The following is an 18,101-nucleotide window of genomic DNA, read 5'->3' as shown; positions in this document are numbered from 1 at the left end:
GTGCGCTCCCTTCCAAGGATTCCAAATCTCAAATCTCAAATTTGAAATTTCATAGCCCCACGATTTCCGGGTATTCCTCTTCCTCAAACCCGTTCATGGGCGGACGGGCGTTAATATCCAGGCCGGCCCGGTAGTCAAAGGCACCCTGGGTATGCCGGGCCACATAGGTGAACAGGTCCGATAAGGGGATGTCGTTGGGACAGGCATTGGTACACTGGCCGCAGCCCACGCAGGCACAACTCATGTGGGCCATGCGGGTCAGATGGAAAAAGAGGGTGTCCGTGGGCATCTTGATCTCCCCTTTGCGACGGGCCCATTGCACGTACTGGAACGGCTCGTGGCGGAAGGTGTCGGTGCTGAACACACAGGTCGTGCAGTAACACACCGGGCAGGCCCCGCGGCAGTTGTAACAGTTGACGCAATCGGCCAGGTAGGTACTCAGGGCCGGAATCGTGTTGGTGGCTTCGGCCACTTCGGCGAACATCCCGTCGCGATATCTCCTGCGGACCGCCAGAATGGACTGGATGGCGGCTTTGCGGCCTTCGGCGGGCGCCTGTGGGGGAGGGAAATCGAGGCCCGTGAGCGCGGCTTGCCCGCTTTCCGTATGGGCCCGCGCCACCGGATCGGTTGCCTGATCGTCACCGAACCGTTCGATGCCGATGTCGCCACCATCGCAAACCGGATGGTCGCATGCCCGGCAGGCACTTGTGACTTCCGGCAGATCGCCTGCCGGAGCGCTGGAAAAGGCCGTGGCGGCAAATGCCCGGGAGGCGGCGTCCAGGGAGTCGTACCCATCGGCAAAAGTTCTGAAATCGCTGTTGGACAGGGCACCCGGGCAGTCGAGGCTGATGATCAGCACATCCTCACGACGGCCCTGGTTCAGCTTGACCAGCTCGTTGAAGGCCCGCACCTCGCAGGGGCGCAGGACCGCGGCCAGGCGCCCCCCGGCCGGTTGGCGGGTAAGCCGGGTGAGCTGCTGGGCGGCGTTGACCGGAAACGCCGGGGAGAGCGGATCCGCCTCGGTCAGGCACGCCGGATCCGATATCAGCATGGGCATGATCCGGTTCTTTACGGACAGGCGGGCTGGGACCAGAATAGCGTCGATCCCGGATTTTTCCATGATGGCGGTCAAAAAGGAACGCATGCCGGTGAGAAGGTCATGATCCTGGATAGGAATGCTAACTGCCTGTGTCATATTGCCTCCGGATGTTCGGTTTCACCACGCCGTGTCAGATGACCATTTTTAGGTCGGGGAGCATGGGGCCCAATTCCCGGGTCTGTTCCACGAGCTCTCCCATGATGTGCGAAAATTCAATCCCGTCGCTGGCACCAATCCAGGTCAGACGCAGCCGCCGGTCGTCGATACCGAAGCGGGGCAGGATCTCCTTGAGCAGCTTGACCCGCCGGCGCGCCTTGTAGTTGCCGTTGATGTAGTGGCAGTCACCGGGATGACAGCCGCTGATCAGCACACCGTCGGCCCCTTCGAGAAAGGCCTTGATAACGTACTGGGGATCGACCATGCCCGTGCACATCACCCGGATCAGGCGGATGTTTTTCGGATAGGCGAGCCGCGAGGTACCGGCCAGGTCGGCGGCCGTGTAGGTGCACCAGTTGCAGACGAAGGCGATGATGGCGGGTTCGAAAGGTTCCATAAAAATCTCCGATTTTTATTCAGTTTTAACCAACAGCCGAAAGCGCATCCATAATTCCATCCAGTTCGGCAAACACCTGTTTCCCCTTGAAATGGCTGACCTGCGCCGCATTGGATGGGCAGGCCGTGCTGCAGCTGCCGCAGCCCTTGCACAGGGCGCCGTTGACCATCGAGACCTGGCGGCGGGCATCGAAACTGATGGCACCGTAGGCGCAAAGGTCGATGCAGGTCTGGCAGCCGGAACAGATGTCCGGATCGATCCAGCTGATCGCCGAGGGCACCTGGACCTCGCCGCGGGTGGCCAGGGAAAGGGCCTTGGCGGCCGCGCCCGACGCTTGGGCCACGGTGTCGGGGATATCCTTGGGACCCTGGCAGGCACCGGCCAGGAAGACGCCGTCGGTGGCGGTGTTCAGCGGCCCCAGTTTGGGGTGCTCTTCAAGGAAGAATCCATCGCCGCCCGGGTTGACGCCGAACAGCCGACCCACATCGGTGGTATCGCTGCGGGCCTCCATGGCGCTGCACAGCACCACCATGTCCACCGGAACCCGGATGCGTTCGCCCAGAAGCGTGTCCTCGGCAATGGCCACCAGTTTGCCGGCTTCTTCCGGGGTTTCTCCCTTATCGGTGATCTCGGCCACTTTGCCGCGGATGAACACCGTGCCCTCCTCCTGGCAGCGGCGGTAGAACTCCTCGTAGCCTTTGCCGAAACAGCGCTGGTCGATGTAAAAGTCGTAAACTTGGGCGTGGTGGCCGACCTTCTCCTTGATCAGGTGGCTGTACTTCAGGGCGTACATGCAGCAGACCCGTGAGCAGTAGGGGTGGTGGTTGACATCGCGGCTGCCCACGCAGTGGACCAGGGCCACGCTCTGCGGCGGCTCACCGAACCGGCCGCTGTCGTCGCGCGTGAGAATCTGGCCGCCGGTGGGACCGGTGGCATTGCTCAGGCGTTCGAACTCCAGGCTGGTGAACACGTTGGCGTAGCGGCCGTAACCCAGCGGCTGGATGGGACCGGGATCCATCAGATCGTAGCCCGTGGCCAGGATGATGCTGCCCACTTTGAGGGTTTCCCGGGTGGGGGCCATGGTGTGGTCGATGGCCCCCGCCTCACACGCCGTCACGCAGGCCATGCATTCGCTGCACACCCCGCAGTTCAAACAGCGGGACGCTTCCTGGCGGGCCTCGGCTTCGCTCAACCCCCGATCCACCTCATCGAAGGTCCTTGCCCGGGCCGGGTCCGTGACATGGGCGGGTGTGGCCCGGGGTTGCGGGGCGATGGTGTCGGCGATATCGGCCCAGTCCTGGCCTGGTGGCGGCCGGTCGGCCAGGTCCCGGGCGAACCGGTCCATATCGGCCCCTTCGATGTAGCGTGCCATGGCCGCCGCCGCCTTGTGGCCGGCCGCCACCGCCTCGATCACCGTGGCCGGGCCGCTGACCGCATCGCCGGCGGCAAAGAGGTGGGGGATGGAGGTCTGCATGGTGCCGGGCGCCACGGCAATGGTGTTTCTGGCGGTCAACTGCAACTCGGGGAGCTGGGCCGACCAGGAGGCGTCGATTTTCTGCCCGATGGCCGGGATCACCGTGTCGCACTCAATCACAAAGGCGGAGCCTTCCACCGGCACCGGGCGTCGCCGGCCCGTGTCGTCCGGCGGCCCCAGCTCCGTGCGCATGCATTCGAAACCGGTGACCCGGTCGCCCTCGGCCAGGATGCGCACCGGTGCCGTAAGGGTGGTGAACCGGATGCCTTCATTCCGGGCTCCCTGGATTTCCTCGGCATAGGCGGGCATCTCCCGTTCGGACCGGCGATAGACCACGGTGACCGTTTGGGCGCCGAGCCGTTTGGCCACCCGGGCCGCATCGATGGCCACATTGCCGCCGCCCACGACGACGATCTGCTGGCCCGGTGCCTGCCGGTCGCCCAGGTTGACCTCCCGCAGAAAGTGCATGGCATCGACCACACCTTTGGCGGTGGCTTCACCGGGAATGCCCAGGGTCATGGCGTGGTGGGCGCCGATTCCCAGGAACACGGCCTGGTAGCCCTGGTCCGCCAGGTCCGTCAGGCTGAAGTCGACGCCGAAACGCATGCCGGTGCGGGCTTCGATGCCGTGGGCGAGCAGGTGGTCGATTTCACCGTCGAGTACCGCCGGCGGCAGGCGGTAGTCGGGGATACCCACCCGCAGCATGCCGCCCAGCACGGGCAGTGCTTCGAAGATCGTCACCGGAAACCCCTGGCGCCGCAGGTCATCGGCCACGGTCAGTCCGGCCGGGCCGGAACCGATGACGGCTACCCGTTCGGGCCGGTCCTCAATGGCCGGAACGGGCAGATCGGCCAGGCTGACCTGGTCGGCGGCAAACCGCTTCAGGTCGCGGATGGCCACCGCGCTGTCCACCTCCTGACGCCGGCAGACCGATTCACAGGGATGCGGGCAGACCCGTCCCAGCACGCCGGGAAGGGGTAGGCGCTGGCGGATCAGTTCAACGGCTTCGCGATACTTGCCCTGGCCGATGAGTTGAACGTAGCCCTGGACATTGATGCCCGCCGGACAGGTGGTGGTGCAGGGGGCCCGGTCCTTCTTGTCGATGGTAAAGGTGATCGGCACGGCCTGGGGAAAGGCCCGGAAGATCGCCTTGCGCTGGGAGAGCCCCTCGTCCCATTCGCTGGGCAGCGAGACCGGACACACCTTGGCGCACTCTCCGCAGCCGGTGCAGACGCCCTCCTTGACGTAGCGCGGCCGGCGGGTGACGGTGACGTCGTAGTTGCCGATGTAACCGGAGACATCGGTCACCTCGCTGTAGGTCAAAAGTCGGATGTTGGGATTCTGGGCCACCTCGACCATTTTGGGCGTCCCGATGCAGGCGGCGCAGTCCAGGGTGGGAAAGGTTTTGTCGAACTGGAGCATGTGGCCGCCAACGGTGGTCTGACGCTCCACCAGGTAAACCGTCAGGCCGGCGTTGCCGATGTCCAGGGCCGCCTGCATGCCGGCGATACCGCCGCCCACCACCATCACATCGGGATGCACGTCAACGGTGCGGGTCTCCAGCATCTGGTGGAAATTGACCCGGTTGATGGCCCCGGCGGCCAGGGTTTTGGCCTTGCGGGTGGCTTCGTCCTCGTCGGTGGTGACCCACGAGACCTGTTCGCGCACCGACGCCATCTGGAACAGGTATGGGTTCAGCCCGGCCCGCTGGCAGGCCCCCTGGAAGGTCTTTTCGTGCAGTCGCGGCGAGCAGGAGGCGACCACCACCCGGTTGAGTCCATGGGTGCGGATATCGGTTTCGATCATCTCCTGGCCGGGATCGGAGCACATGAATTTGTAATCGCGGGAAACGACCACGTTTTTCAGGGTGCGTATAAAATCGGCGACCTCCTGAACCCGGACCTTGTGAGCGATGTTGATGCCACAGTGGCAGATGTAGAATCCAATCTTGATAGACATGCCGCCTCCCTCATCCTTTTGTTGCACAGAGTCGGTTAACCACAGCCAGCAGTTCGTCCGCTTCGGGTGGTTTCTGCAGGTATGCCTCGGGTTCGGGGATATGACGCCCCGATGGCGAGCGCCGGGTTCCCGGCCAATGATAAAACATGCTTTTGTCCACTGTGGACAACATGACAATCGGAATATGGCACAGGCGGTCGCTGCACCGCAGGCTGCGGTAAAGGCGCAGCCCGGCTTCGCCGGGCAGCATGGCGTTGATAATCACCAGATCCGGACAACCGTCCACCGCCTTCTTGAGGCCTTCGACAATTGTGCTGGCGCAGATCGGGCAGAATCCGTTGGCGGCGAGCAGGTTGGACAGAAAGATGCTCGTGTCGGGTTCATCTTCGACCACGAGGATGGTCTTGGCTGGCTGCTTTGCTGACACCATCGCTCCTCGCTGGCTGGGCCGCCGGGGACCCGATTGAAGGGCATCGTCCGTTGATTGCGGATCGAACATGCCCTAGCGATTGTTGACGTTTCAGGTGCCGTTGCCGTTTATCGGCAGTGTGGGTAAATGTGGAATGGCGCGACGTTGCTCATTGGGTACAGCATAAGCCATGCCAGTGGGGATTTCGCAGGAAACCGGTTGTTTTTAAAGGCAAAAGGCTTTTGCCAAAAGGCTATGGGGAGGAGTGTTGCGTTGCGGTTTCTACAACAGAGTCCGGCTGACGAATGAATTAAGGCTCTGTTATCGTAGAATAAATATTTTGCAGCAAATGTCTTCGCGGTGTTGCATTATGTTGCGCAACAATCGCTGTTCTCCGGAATCGGCCAACTGCGGTCACCCATCTGAAAGATGAGTCCGTTGGCTGTCTCTTTCAGGTGTGACGCCAGGGTCAGAAGCGCACGGTCAGAAAATTTGATGCGTTCGACGCCCCGCACCTGGTAGAGCTGGTCGTTTTCAATGCACAGTGCCGGCGGATCGATGATGATCGCTTCGCCGGTATTGAGAACCCCCTTAAGGTCCGTCTTTTCTATGATGCGAACGACAAAAAGGGGGGTGTCCGCATAGTGGAAATAGACCTTTTCGCGAACATTCCCCCGCACCTGGGTAACGTAGTAGCCGTCGCCGTCGCGGCGGATGGCCTGGTTGAAGTGATCGATGATGCGTTTATGCTCGAACCGGCCGTGGCGATTGTGCCAGCGGCCACGGTCGTCCATCCAGAAGACAGCGTTCTCTTTGGGAATGACCACGTCGATGAGGGAATCATTCATGGTTGCGTGCTTTTGGCTTTGGCTTTGTGTTGGTGACTGCCGCCCGGTTTGTTGGCGTCCTTCCGGAAACGGGCAGAACGGGCCATTCATGGCGGACAGCCACTGATTATCCCAAACCCGGCCGATTTTCAAGACCGATACTGTTATGCACAGGTCAATCGCAAGTAAAATCGAAAACCGGCCGTTCCTGAACACCACCATTCCCGAAAGTGGAGAAATGCCAAATGCCAAAGCCCAAATGTCAAATGAAGGATGAAATCGATTTTAAAATAGATAGAATACCACCATTTGGCATTTTTCATTTGGTCTTTGACATTCATGGCCGCTCTAATTTTGGGAAGAAAAGCAACCCGGAAATCTACATGCGATTGCCCTGCTGTTAGCAGCGTTGGAGTTCATTTTGGCTACACCGGCCGGTTGTATCGATGTAATTGGCAACACCTGTCTAACCTGCCGTATTCAAAACCGAAATATTGATGTGGAACCCGTCTGCGGCCACTGGGGTGTAGCCGTTTTAAACGCTTCGTTCGCGCCGTTCGGGCGTGTCCGATCCCGGCGGGATTCAAAAACAACGAATATTCTATAAATTCAGTGGTTAATAGTTAAACTGACAGGGGCTCGGTATCTGGCAGACTGTTTGCTATACAAAATTGGTGAAAACCCGCAACCCAAGGAGGATCACCATGAACGTTTCCCCGAAAAAGAAGCCGGTTTCGCCCAAAAAACGCGTGGTCGGGTTCAATGTCATGGAGGATCGTTGCATTTGGATGAAGGCCGGAGTGGTCAATTATCACATCTGTGACAATGCCTTTGACTGCAATGCCTGCCCGTTCAACCGGGCCATTCGCCAGGCCATGAAAATCGACCCTTCCGTTGACCATCAAACGGCTGCATCAAAATGGGTCACCTACCTTGTCGAACGCTACGACGGCGCCAATCGGCCCTGCCGGCACGCACTGACCGGCCGGATCGCCGCCCCGAAAACATGCCCGTACAATTATAACTGTTCCAACTGCGCTTTTGATCAGATGCTCGACGAGATGGATCTGGGCGCCGATCTGGGGGAACCGACCTGCAACGTGGTGGCCGGATTCAAAATTGCCGATGACTATTACTATCACATGGGGCACAGCTGGGTCCGCTTTGAACACGGCGGACGGGCCAGGATCGGCCTTGACGATTTTGCGGCATGTGTGTTCGGCCATTTGAGCCAAGTCGACCTGCCGCCCCTGGGAGCCAAGGTGCAGCAGGACCGGGTGGGGTGGACGTTCGGCCGGGATGATCATCGGGCAGGGGTACTCTCTCCGGTGACGGGTACTGTACTGGCGGTGAATCACCCGGCACGGGAGCATCCGCAACTGGTCAACGAGGATCCCTATCATACCGGATGGCTTTTCATCGTCGAGCCGGATCTGCCCAAACGCAACCTGAAACGGCTTTTCTTCGGTCAGGAGTGCACCCAGTGGATCGATCAGGAGCATCGCAAGCTGCTGGGCCTGATGGGACCGCCGTACGAGGATATGGCCGCCACCGGCGGATCGGTGGTGCGGGATATTTACGGCGCCATTGACACCCTCCGATGGGATGACCTGGCATCGCAATTTTTGCACACCACCAAGAAATGATCGTGGCCTGAACCCAAGACGGTTGCCCTCCCTTCAGGGGGAGGCCAAAGCCCGGTGCAGCGACCGCCGGCAATAGCGGCAGAAATTGAATGGTGTTTGGTCCAGATTGTCCACTGTGTCGGAAAAGTTCATCAGGCACAGGGGATCGGCGCAGTGCAGCAGGTTCAGCAGGTGCCCCATTTCGTGCAGGGCGATTTTGGCGGCCCGCTCCAGGATCCGGTCAGATGGCGGGCAAGATCCGTCGGCGTGGATGGACAGGCGATAGAGGGAGATCGCGGCAACCCGCCCGTTCTGCCGGGCTTCCCCGAAAACATGGGTAAACAGGGGGATGAACAGATCGACGTCAAAAAGGGCGACAATTTTGAACGCATTCGTCATATCCGCCGCCTCCAGGGTCTCGATGATCCGGGCGGCGTTGTATTGCAGCCGCTCGCCGTCCAGGGCGTCGGGGGGGATGGGCATGCTCGGCAAGGTTTCCGCGTCCATGTTCAGATAGCCGGAAATGTGCGCGGCGATCACCTTGGCGGCAATAACAGGCGTCTGGCCGAAGGGAATCACGGTCACCAGCGGCTTTTTGCGATCCACGCGGTCGTCGTCTGGCATGGGCTATTGATTGTCCCTGCTGCCGGCCTTCAACTGGTAGCGCCGGATTTTTTTGTGCAGGGTGACCCGGTTGATGCCCAGGGCCTTGGCCGCCTGGGTGATGTTCCATCCATACTGATCCAGGATATCGAGGATGTGGTGTTTTTCCATATCGCGCAGGGCGGGGCCATGGGCGGCGGCTTTTCCGGGCGGCTGCAGAAAGGCGAAGTCCGCTTCGTCGAGCATCCTCGATTTGGAAAGCACCATTGCCCGTTCGATGGCGTTTTCCAGTTCCCTGACGTTGCCGGGCCAGTCGTATGCCTCGAGGAGCTGCAGGGCACGGGGAGAGATGCGGTCCACGCGTTTCGTGGTTTCGTGGCACAGTTTCTTTAAAAAATGGTCGGCCAGCAGCTGGATATCGGCTTTGCGTTGCCTGAGCGGGGGGATATCGATTTGAATCACGTTGATGCGGTAGTAGAAATCCTCCCTGAAATGGCCGGCGTCGATCTGGGCATCCAGATCCCGGCTGGTTGCCGTCACCAGCCGGAAATCGACCGATACGGGGCGACGGCTGCCCACCCGGGTGACGGTTTTGTCTTCAAGCACCCGGAGCAGATCGACCTGCATTTTGGGGCTGATTTCGCCGACCTCGTCCAGGAAGAGGGTTCCGCCGCCGACCACCTCCAAAAACCCCTTGCGATCGTGGGTCGCGCCGGTATAGGCACCTTTCTGGTGCCCGAAGAGTTCGCTTTCCAGGAGGGTATCGGGAATGGCGCCGCAGTTGATGGCGATAAATGGGAGGTTGGCGCGCGGGCTCTTGGCATGAATCGCCCTGGCGATCAGTTCCTTGCCGGTGCCGGTCTCCCCGGCAAGAAGCACCGATGCATCGCTGTCGGCCACCTCGGCGATCATTTCGAAAACCGCCGTCATGGCTGCCGACTGCCCGATGATGTTGTCGAACCGGGTGATTTTTTCCAGCCGTCCCTTCAGGTAGTTGTATTCGGATGAACGCTTCTGGTGCTGGGCCACCTTTTCCATGACCAGGGAAAGCTGGTCGGGCTTGAACGGTTTCACCAGATAATCGGTGGCGCCGATTTTCATTGCGTTGACGGCCGATTCGATGGACCCGTAGGCCGTGATGATGACCACCAGGGTTTCCGGATAGCGTTCCTTCACCGCTGCCAACAGTTCGATACCGTCCATGCCGGGCATCTTAATGTCCACGAAGAGCAGGTCAAACGGAGCCTGGGTAAGCTTGTCCAGCGCTTCGGCGCCGGATGCCGCCGTTTCCACCGTGTGCCCGCTTTTCTGGAACCAGTGGAAAAAGGATTCCCGGATGATTCTTTCGTCATCGACAATCATGATCTGCATGCGGCCTCCCTATCCCTTGTTCCGGCCAGGTGCATCGGCCTTTCCCACAAGCGGAAGCTGAATGGTAAACGTGGTGCCCTGATCAACGGTACTATCGACCCGAATTTCCCCCCGATGGTTTTTTACGACCCCGTAAACGATGGACAGGCCCATGCCAGTGCCTTCTCCCATGGCTTTGGTGGTGAAGAAGGGATCGAAGATGTGGTTCAGGTGTTTGTGGGGGATGCCATGGCCGGTGTCGTGAATGGCGACCTCGGCCAGCTGCTTGTCGCTGATCAGGTGTGATGTGATGCCGAGGTTGCCTCCCGGGCGCATGGCCTCGATGGCATTGAAAATCAGGTTGAGAAAACATTGCTGCAGGCGGTTGATGTCCCCATGCACGAAAAGTGGCGCATCGGTGAGGGTCATCTTGAAGTAGAGATCCTGCAGTTCAATGCGATGCCGGACCAGGTCGACCACCGTTGAAACGACCTCATTGAGATTGACGGCCCGGAAGGCCTTGTGGGATTCGCGGGAGAAAGAGAGCAGGCCGCTGATGATCTTGCCGCAGCGTTCGAGTTCATCGGCCATGAGTTCGGTAAATTTGCGCATTTTCCCGATTTCCGTCGGATTCAGGCTGTCGGCGGTCAGCATTTCCTTCATGATGTGGCTGAAGGTGAGGAGCCCTTGAATCGGGTTGTTGATTTCATGGACACAGCTGGCCACCAGCTTGCCCAGTGAGATCATGCGATCCTCCTGGATCAGTTTGTTCAGATCCGATTTCAGTTCCTGCTCGCGTTTTTTCCAGCGGGAGGCGATTTCCCGTTCGATGTCCATCCAGAGTTCAATGACCCGTACGGTTTCGCCTTTGGCATTGCGTACCGGGTAGGTGACGATGTCATAGAGGGTCGACACTGTTTCCCCGGTGGTCATCGGATGGATGCCCTGGGTCGATTGACCGGTGCGCAGGGTTTCCAGCATGGGACAGACCATGCCGTTGCGCAGGGCGTCGCAGGGGGCCGCCAATCCGTGGATCACCTGGTAGCAGGGCGTGCCGATGACCTCGTCGCGGGTTTTGTTGACGGTTTCGAGATAGGCGTCATTGACCGAATCGATGGTGAAATCGGTGTTGATCACCACGATGCATTGTTGATTCTGCTGAATCAGGAAGTCGCGCAGCGCTTTTTCAAACACAATCTGCTGCTCGGCCGAGCGGAGTTTCTGGTCAACCGTGAACAGGTCCCGGAGCAGGCGGCCGATATTGTGCTCGACGATCCCGATACGGGGAGGGCGAAGCTGAATCAGTTCGACCAGCAGGTCCCGATTGCTGGTTAGTTCGATGATGCCGTCCAGGCCCTCGAGGGAAAATAGATCCCTGAAATCGGTGGTGGTGTAGATTCCCATGCGTTGGGCCATGCGGTACCCCTCGGCCCGGGGGTTGATGTCACAGACCCCGATAATATCAATCTGCAGGTAAGGCAGGTTGCCCAGGCGAATCAGCTTGAGGAAGAATTTACACGCCCGCCCGCCACCGACAATGGCCAGTTTCAGGGGCAGTTTTACTGAAAGTCGTTGGTTCATCGTTATTCTCGGACAACCCGAAGCGTTACCGCGTCTGCCGTCTCGAATGGCCGGTGGGACGCGTCAGGGAGAGAATGCCCCGGGTCTCGGAAATGCGTCGTGCCGTTTTGCGGCAGTGGCCAGGGCCCGGAGGGTGTGCGGGGAACAGGTCTGAAATGATGAGAGATCGCTTGCGAGCCCCTATGTTGTTGGCATATGCCAAGCTTATTTTTCTCCGGGTCGGTTGTCAACTGTCGCGCGGTTGCCCCGGGATCTTTATGGCGGTGCTTTATTTTTTTAAGGAAGGTCGATATAGTCGTTTTACTGGTGGCCGTCGGAACCGGCACTTACATGATCGGTTGACACATGGCCAGCCAGGTCGTGCAGAAGATGGATGTCGCCGGTTCGCCCCCAGGGCAATCGCATGTAACTCAGGTTTATCGAAATCGAAATCGGGATCGAAATCGACGATGTATATTGGAATCACGGGTTGACAAAAGGGCGATAGACGGTTCCCGGTTCTCCCGTTTTCCATGGCGTCGATGACCATTGACCGCAAGTCGCCAAACATCCCGTCTGCATGTCTACGTCCCATTTCTTTTCGATTTCGATAACGATCCCGATAGCGATTTGGATCATAGTAACGATGCGTACGCGATCGCCCTGGTTCGCCCCCTACCGGTTGTTGTCACTGCTCTGGAGTGAACATATATGTTGAGATTTACACAGTTTTGTGCTAGGGACAACGATAATGAAGCAATATGTGATTGACGAGATCCGTTATCCGGATTACGAAAAGGTAAAAGCCTATCTGGACGAGACCTTCGGTGTGTCAGGTGTGGATGGGCTTTACTGGATTCCCCTGGACGAGACCCTCTATTCCAATGTCCAGCAGGCCCATACGGGCTGCGCGCCCTTTTTCATGGCCCTTGAACTCGAGGAGAACCGCCTGGTCGGTGAACTGTTGATCCGAACCCGCAACCGGGTGCGTTGTGATTGTATCCACTATGCCGACGGGCGGCAGCGAGATTGGCTGATTCAAACCATGGATACGATTTTCGAGAAACTGGACATTATCACCTGACCGCGCAGGATGCCGCTTCCCATGCTCAAATCCCTGATCGATAAATTGCAGACCGCCGTCATCGTCGTGTGGACGATTGTGGCCACGACCGCCATCGGGATCACCGTCATCCTGTGCTCTTTTTTCAGCCATACAGGCAATTTCCCGCATCTGCTGGCACGGTTGTGGGCCAATTCGATCCTGTGGGTGAGCCGGGTGAAAATTACGGTCGTCGGTGCCGAACGGCTGGATCAAAAGCGATCCTACATTTACATGGCCAACCACCAGAGCAATGCTGATATCCCCCTGCTGCTGGGACGCCTGCCGGTCCAGTTCCGCTGGCTGGCCAAGGCCGAGCTGTTCAGAATTCCCATTTTCGGGCGCGCCATGCGCGGGGTCGGGTACATCAGCATTGACCGCTCCAACCGCAAGTCGGCTTTTGAGAGCCTGACAAGGGCCGCACGCACCATTCGCGACGGAACCAGCGTGCTGATCTTTCCCGAAGGCACCCGCAGCCCCGACGGCAATCTTTTGCCCTTCAAAAAAGGCGGCTTTGTGCTGGCGGTGGATTCGGGGGTGCCCATCGTTCCGATCGTTATCCGGGGCACCCGGGACATCGTTCCCAAAGGCCACTTCATGATCCGGCCCACGCCGGTGCGCATGGAGATTCTCGATCCATTGGAGACGGCCGACTACACCCGCAAAACCAAGGACGCCCTTTTGCAGCGGGTACGCACCATCCTTACGGAGCACCTCGAAAACGGCCCACAGGAGTCCTAACGCCATGCTCAAACTGGTCCCCCTGGGCGGCCTCGGAGAAATCGGCCTCAACATGATGGTCGTGGAGTACGGCGATACCATCTTTGTCATCGATGCCGGCCTGATGTTTCCCGAAGCTTACATGCTGGGCGTCGATTATGTTATCCCGGACATGGACTACCTGCGGCAGAATCGCAGCCGGCTCTCCGGGGTCATCCTTACCCATGCCCACGAGGATCATATCGGCGCACTGCCGTTTTTGCTGCGGGAGATCAGCATCCCCGTGTTCGGAACGCCGTTTACCCTGGGAGTGGTGCGACACAAGCTGGAGGAGCACGATCTGCTGGCCAGTACATCGATGCATGAGGTGCTGCCGCGCGAGCGACTTAAAATTGGCCCCTTTGATGTGGAATTCATCCGTGTCAACCACAGCATCGTGGACGGGGTCGGGCTGGCCATCCGAACGCCGGTGGGCATGGTGATTCACACCGGTGATTTCAAGATGAGCCACACCACCATGGACGGCATGCTCACCGATGTCAACCGGTTTGCCCAGTGCGGCGAGGAGGGGGTGCTGGCCCTGTTGTCGGACTCCACCAACGTGGAGAAGGAAGGTCACACCATCTCCTCCCAGGAGATCGGCAACGAGTTGGCACGCATCACCGAGGCGGCCAAGGGACGGATCATCGTGGCTCTGTTCGCCTCCAACATTGCGCGAATTCAGCAGATCGTCAACATCGCCCGTATGCGCGGCCGCAAGATCGTTTTTAACGGCCGCAGCATCGAGGTCAGTGTTTCCATTGCCCGCAAGCTGGGCTACCTGAACATCCCCGAGGGTATGGAAATCGATATCGACGAACTCAGCGGCTACCTCGACGACGAGATCATCATGGTCACCACGGGCAGTCAGGGCGAGCCCATGTCGGCGCTGTCGCGGATGTCCGCCGGCACCCACAAGCAGATCAAGATCCACTCCGACGATACGGTGGTGCTCTCTTCCAAATTCATTCCGGGCAACGAAAAAGCCATTGGCAACATCATCAACAATCTTTACCGGCAGGGCGCCGATGTGGTTTACGAGAAAATTTCGCGGATCCATGTTTCCGGCCACGCCTTCCGGGAAGAGCTCAAGATGATGCTCAACCTGACCAAACCGAAGTTTTTCATGCCCGTGCATGGCGAATACCGCCATCTGGTGTTGCATACCCGGCTGGCCCGCGAGGTGGGCATTCCCGAAGACCACCTGATCCTGGCGCAGAACGGGCAGGTCATCGAACTGGATGAGAACGGTTTTCAGATTCGGAGCAGCATCGGTGCCGGACGGGTGCTGATCGACGGCAAAGGTATCGGCGACGTGGGCCGTAGCGTGCTCAAGGAGCGGCGGATTCTTTCCGAAGAGGGGCTGGTGGTGGTCAACATGGCCTTTGACGAGGAGACCGGCATTGTCGTGTACGGACCGGACATTGTGTCGCGCGGGTTTGTTTTTGAAACCGAGACCGGCCACCTGCTCCAGGATGCCCAGTGCGTGATCCTGGAAATTGTGGAAGATGTGACCCCGGATGTGCCCAATCGCGTGGATAAGATCCGGTCACGGCTCCAGACGGCCCTGCGTCAGTATTTCTTTTTCGCCATCGGCCGCCGGCCGGTGATTCTCCCCTTTCTGGTGGAGGTGTAGCGGCACATCCGAACCGTGCCCCAACGTCCAACCACGAGCCCGACGAAAAATGCTTTTCCGAGGGCCGATAGACAGCAATGAAAAAAGAGATTACCGGTATTTTTTTCTTCTTCATGGTAGTGTTCAGCCTGATCAGCCTGATTTCCTTTGACCCGGCTGATCCCTGCCTGTTTTTCAAGACCGGTGGGGTCGGCAAGGTCAACAACCTGTTCGGCGTATTCGGCGCCAATTTTTCCGGTATTCTCGTTGGTTTGTTCGGCATCGGAGCATTCTGGGTGCCGTTTCTTTTTCTTCTGGGCAGTCTCCTTTTTTTCGGCAAACATTCCGGCCAGGCGTTGTTGCCCCTGACCGCCGGCGGATTCCTGCTGGTTCTCACCACCGGCAGCCTGCTGGCGCTGAAGCAGGAGCACTACGCCCTGTTCGGCAACCGATTTTCGGCCGGCGGCATCGTCGGTATTCCGCTCAAGTCTTTTGTGGTGCACTATTCCAATCCTGCCGGCGGCTCCATCATTCTGCTGCTGGTCTGGCTGATTGGCTTCATCATGGCCACGGGTTTTTCCGTGGTGGCCTTCTACCGGCGCTGCAAGTCCGCCAACGGGGCCTTTTTCGATCGCGCGGCCACGACGCTGATCAAATTGAAGGAGCGCCGCCAGAAGAAGGCCAAACTGCGCATTGTCCTGAAAGAAGAGAAAAAGAAGAAAAAGCAGAAGACCATCCGGATCAAAACGCCGGACCCCCGGCCCGTGCCCAAACCGGTGCCCAAGCAGGCGGTGTTCGAATTCATGAAAAGCGATGCCGGCTTTTCCCTGCCCTCGGTCAATTTTCTCGACGATCCCAAGCCCCGCCCCCAGTCCACCAATGAGGAAAACCTGCGCATGCAGTCCCGCCTGTTGGAGAAAAAACTGGAGGACTTCGGGGTTCACGGCAAGGTGGTCACCGTTACCCCGGGACCGGTGATTACCACATTCGAATACGAACCGGCGCCCGGCGTCAAGATCAACCGCATCGTGGGACTGAGCGACGACCTGGCCCTGGCCCTGCGGGCCATCAGCATCCGCATCGTGGCCCCGATTCCGGGCAAGGCGGTCATCGGCGTGGAGATTCCCAATGCCGATCGCGAAACAGTACGCTTCAAAGAGATGGTTCTCTCCCCGTCATTCCAGGAGACCAAGAGCGCCCTGACTCTGTGCCTGGGCAAGGACATCGTGGGCAACCCGGTTTCCGCCGGACTTGAGAGAATGCCCCACCTGCTCATCGCCGGGGCCACCGGTACGGGCAAGAGCGTGGCCCTGAACACCATGATCTGCAGCTTGCTCTACCAGCTCACGCCGGACCAGGTGAAACTGATCATGGTGGACCCCAAGCGCATCGAGCTCTCCATGTACGACGGCATCCCGCACCTGATCACCCCCGTGGTCACCGACGTGAAAAAGGCCACCAACGCCCTGTTTTGGGCCGTGCGCGAGATGGAGCACCGCTACGAACTGCTCTCCCAGATGAAAACCCGCAACATCGAGCAGTACAACCGCAAGATCGTTAAATCGCCGCCCCCGGCGCCGCCCGAGGGTGCGGACGAGCCTGCGGAGCCACTCAAACCGCTGCCTTATATCGTCATCATCATCGACGAGCTGGCCGATCTGATGATGGTTGCCTCCCGGGACGTGGAGGTGGCCCTGACGCGCCTGGCCCAGATGGCGCGCGCTGCCGGCCTGCACCTGATCCTGGCGACCCAGCGGCCGTCGGTGGACGTGCTTACCGGCATCATCAAGGCCAACTTTCCCACCCGTTTGACCTTCCAGGTCTCTTCCAAGACCGATTCGCGCACGATTATCGACACCAACGGCGCCGAAAGTCTTCTGGGCAACGGTGACATGCTCTTTCTGCCGCCGGGCACGGCGCGCCTGCAGCGCATCCACGGCGCCTACATCTCCGAAGCGGAGCTGACCCGGGTGGTTGAATTCCTCAAGAAACAGCAGCCCCCCGATTACGACAAGAGCGTTATCCAGGCGCCGGCCAAGGCGGCTGAGGAGAACGGTGAGAAGGAGTACGACGAGCGTTACGACGATGCCGTGGCCCTGGTGACCCAGGCCGGCCAGGCCTCCATCTCCATGGTCCAGCGGCACCTGCGCATCGGGTATAACCGGGCGGCCCGGATTATCGAGATGATGGAGCAGGAGGGCATCATCGGCCCCCAGGACGGGGTCAAGCCCAGGGAGGTGCTCGCGAGGAGTTATGATGATATGTCCTGACGGGTGGGTGTAGAAGCGGCATCTTTTGGCCCAGGCCGGCGTTCTCAACGCTGCCGAAATCCTCACCGTAGCGCTGCTACGCCTCAGGTTTCGGCAGCGTTGCGGCCTTGTCCTGAACCAAAATCTACCCCTTCTACACCCACCCGCGGCGAAATGGAAATGCTTTCCTTTTTAATGAAACGTTTCATTGACCATCTAAGGTTTTGTAGGAGCGATCCTTGACCGCGACCCAAGAAGGAAAAACCCCCTTGCCAATCGACCCGATCAAGGGCTTCATGGACCCGACCGAAGGCCAGGCGCTTTACGATATTGCCTTGGAGGCCTCCCAAAAGGGTCCCTGCCTGGAGATCGGCAGCTATTGCGGAAAGTCGGCGGTCTGCCTGGGCAGTGCCTGCCGCGAAAACGGGGCCGTGCTTTTTTCCATCGACCACCACCGCGGCTCCGAGGAGCAGCAGCCCGGTGAGGCGTACTTCGATCCCGCGCTGTTCGATTTCAATACGTTTACCATGGACACCCTGCCGCATTTTCGCCAAACCCTGGCTCTGGCCGGCCTGGAGGAGACCGTGGTGCCCATTGTCAGCCGCTCGGAGGTGGTGGCCAGAAACTGGGCCACGCCGCTCGCCCTGGTCTTTATCGACGGCGGCCACGCCTTTGAGACGGCCCGCTGCGACTACGAATGCTGGGCCGACCACATCATTTCCGGCGGCTACCTCTTGATCCACGACATTTTCGAAAACCCGGCCGACGGCGGCCAGGCGCCTTGGGAGGTATACAAATTGGCGGTCGCTTCGGGTTCGTTCGAGGAACTGCCGCGCATCGGTACGCTGGGGATTCTGAAGCGGAAAGGCGAGCCTGGCTGACTCTGGCAAGGCATTGCGTCCTGAAAACGATGATCC

The 18,101-nt window shown here is 59.4% G+C and carries 14 protein-coding genes; 6 read left to right on the top strand and 8 right to left on the bottom strand.

Going from position 1 to position 18,101, the window contains the following annotated elements; genetic code table 11:
• Nucleotides 1–49: 49 nt before the first annotated feature.
• The 5 genes from GN112_RS12950 to GN112_RS12930 all read right to left on the bottom strand — a co-directional run bounded on the left by GN112_RS12950 (nucleotide 50) and on the right by GN112_RS12930 (nucleotide 6,342).
• Nucleotides 50–1,195: a 4Fe-4S dicluster domain-containing protein gene (locus GN112_RS12950; RefSeq protein WP_155310606.1), complete on the bottom strand. Its 1,146-nt coding sequence runs from the start codon at nucleotides 1,193–1,195 to the stop codon at nucleotides 50–52.
• A gap of 34 nt (nucleotides 1,196–1,229) precedes the next feature.
• A complete protein-coding gene (locus tag GN112_RS12945; protein WP_155310605.1) occupies nucleotides 1,230–1,652 on the bottom strand; it encodes a hydrogenase iron-sulfur subunit in 423 nt (140 codons plus the stop codon).
• Between the two features lie 25 nt (nucleotides 1,653–1,677).
• Complete coding sequence (locus tag GN112_RS12940) at nucleotides 1,678–5,085, bottom strand: FAD-dependent oxidoreductase (RefSeq protein WP_155310604.1); 3,408 nt, start codon at nucleotides 5,083–5,085, stop codon at nucleotides 1,678–1,680.
• A gap of 10 nt (nucleotides 5,086–5,095) precedes the next feature.
• A complete protein-coding gene (locus GN112_RS12935) occupies nucleotides 5,096–5,515 on the bottom strand; it encodes a response regulator transcription factor (RefSeq protein WP_162458912.1) in 420 nt (139 codons plus the stop codon).
• Between the two features lie 347 nt (nucleotides 5,516–5,862).
• Complete coding sequence (locus tag GN112_RS12930) at nucleotides 5,863–6,342, bottom strand: MFS transporter permease (protein ID WP_155310602.1); 480 nt, start codon at nucleotides 6,340–6,342, stop codon at nucleotides 5,863–5,865.
• Between the two features lie 683 nt (nucleotides 6,343–7,025).
• Here GN112_RS12930 and GN112_RS12925 point away from each other — a divergent pair.
• Nucleotides 7,026–7,967 carry a glycine cleavage system protein H gene (locus GN112_RS12925; protein ID WP_155310601.1) on the top strand — a complete coding sequence of 314 codons (942 nt, stop codon included), beginning with the start codon at nucleotides 7,026–7,028 and terminating at the stop codon, nucleotides 7,965–7,967.
• 33 nt (nucleotides 7,968–8,000) lie between these two features.
• Here GN112_RS12925 and GN112_RS12920 read toward each other — a convergent pair whose 3' ends face one another.
• Genes GN112_RS12920 through GN112_RS12910 form a run of 3 tightly spaced genes read right to left on the bottom strand, consistent with a single transcriptional unit; the run spans nucleotide 8,001 to nucleotide 11,480 of the window.
• Nucleotides 8,001–8,570, bottom strand: a complete 570-nt coding sequence (locus tag GN112_RS12920; RefSeq protein ID WP_155310600.1) for a zinc metallopeptidase — start codon at nucleotides 8,568–8,570, stop codon at nucleotides 8,001–8,003.
• Between the two features lie 3 nt (nucleotides 8,571–8,573).
• Nucleotides 8,574–9,920, bottom strand: coding sequence for a sigma-54-dependent transcriptional regulator (locus GN112_RS12915; RefSeq protein ID WP_155310599.1), 1,347 nt, complete (start codon nucleotides 9,918–9,920; stop codon nucleotides 8,574–8,576).
• Nucleotides 9,921–9,929: 9 nt separating this feature from the next.
• Nucleotides 9,930–11,480: an ATP-binding protein gene (locus GN112_RS12910; RefSeq protein ID WP_155310598.1), complete on the bottom strand. Its 1,551-nt coding sequence runs from the start codon at nucleotides 11,478–11,480 to the stop codon at nucleotides 9,930–9,932.
• Nucleotides 11,481–12,210: 730 nt separating this feature from the next.
• Here GN112_RS12910 and GN112_RS12905 point away from each other — a divergent pair.
• From GN112_RS12905 to GN112_RS12885, 5 genes are all read left to right on the top strand, one after another.
• Nucleotides 12,211–12,543, top strand: coding sequence for a hypothetical protein (locus GN112_RS12905; RefSeq protein ID WP_174247659.1), 333 nt, complete (start codon nucleotides 12,211–12,213; stop codon nucleotides 12,541–12,543).
• A 21-nt stretch (nucleotides 12,544–12,564) separates the two neighbouring features.
• Nucleotides 12,565–13,302, top strand: a complete 738-nt coding sequence (locus GN112_RS12900) for a lysophospholipid acyltransferase family protein (protein ID WP_162458911.1) — start codon at nucleotides 12,565–12,567, stop codon at nucleotides 13,300–13,302.
• Between the two features lie 4 nt (nucleotides 13,303–13,306).
• A complete protein-coding gene (locus tag GN112_RS12895) occupies nucleotides 13,307–14,956 on the top strand; it encodes a ribonuclease J (RefSeq protein WP_155310595.1) in 1,650 nt (549 codons plus the stop codon).
• 77 nt (nucleotides 14,957–15,033) lie between these two features.
• The gene (locus tag GN112_RS12890) at nucleotides 15,034–17,205 is read left to right on the top strand and encodes a DNA translocase FtsK (RefSeq protein WP_155310594.1); all 2,172 of its coding nucleotides are present in this window, start codon (nucleotides 15,034–15,036) and stop codon (nucleotides 17,203–17,205) included.
• Between the two features lie 218 nt (nucleotides 17,206–17,423).
• Entirely contained in the window at nucleotides 17,424–18,065 is a 642-nt protein-coding gene (locus tag GN112_RS12885) for a class I SAM-dependent methyltransferase (RefSeq protein ID WP_231717009.1), read from the top strand.
• The last annotated feature ends 36 nt before the right edge of the window (nucleotides 18,066–18,101 follow it).

Source organism: Desulfosarcina ovata subsp. ovata (assembly GCF_009689005.1).
Lineage (GTDB): Bacteria > Desulfobacterota > Desulfobacteria > Desulfobacterales > Desulfosarcinaceae > Desulfosarcina > Desulfosarcina ovata.
The sequence above is the reverse complement of the archived record's forward strand: the minus strand, read 5'-3'. Positions and strand labels throughout refer to the sequence as shown.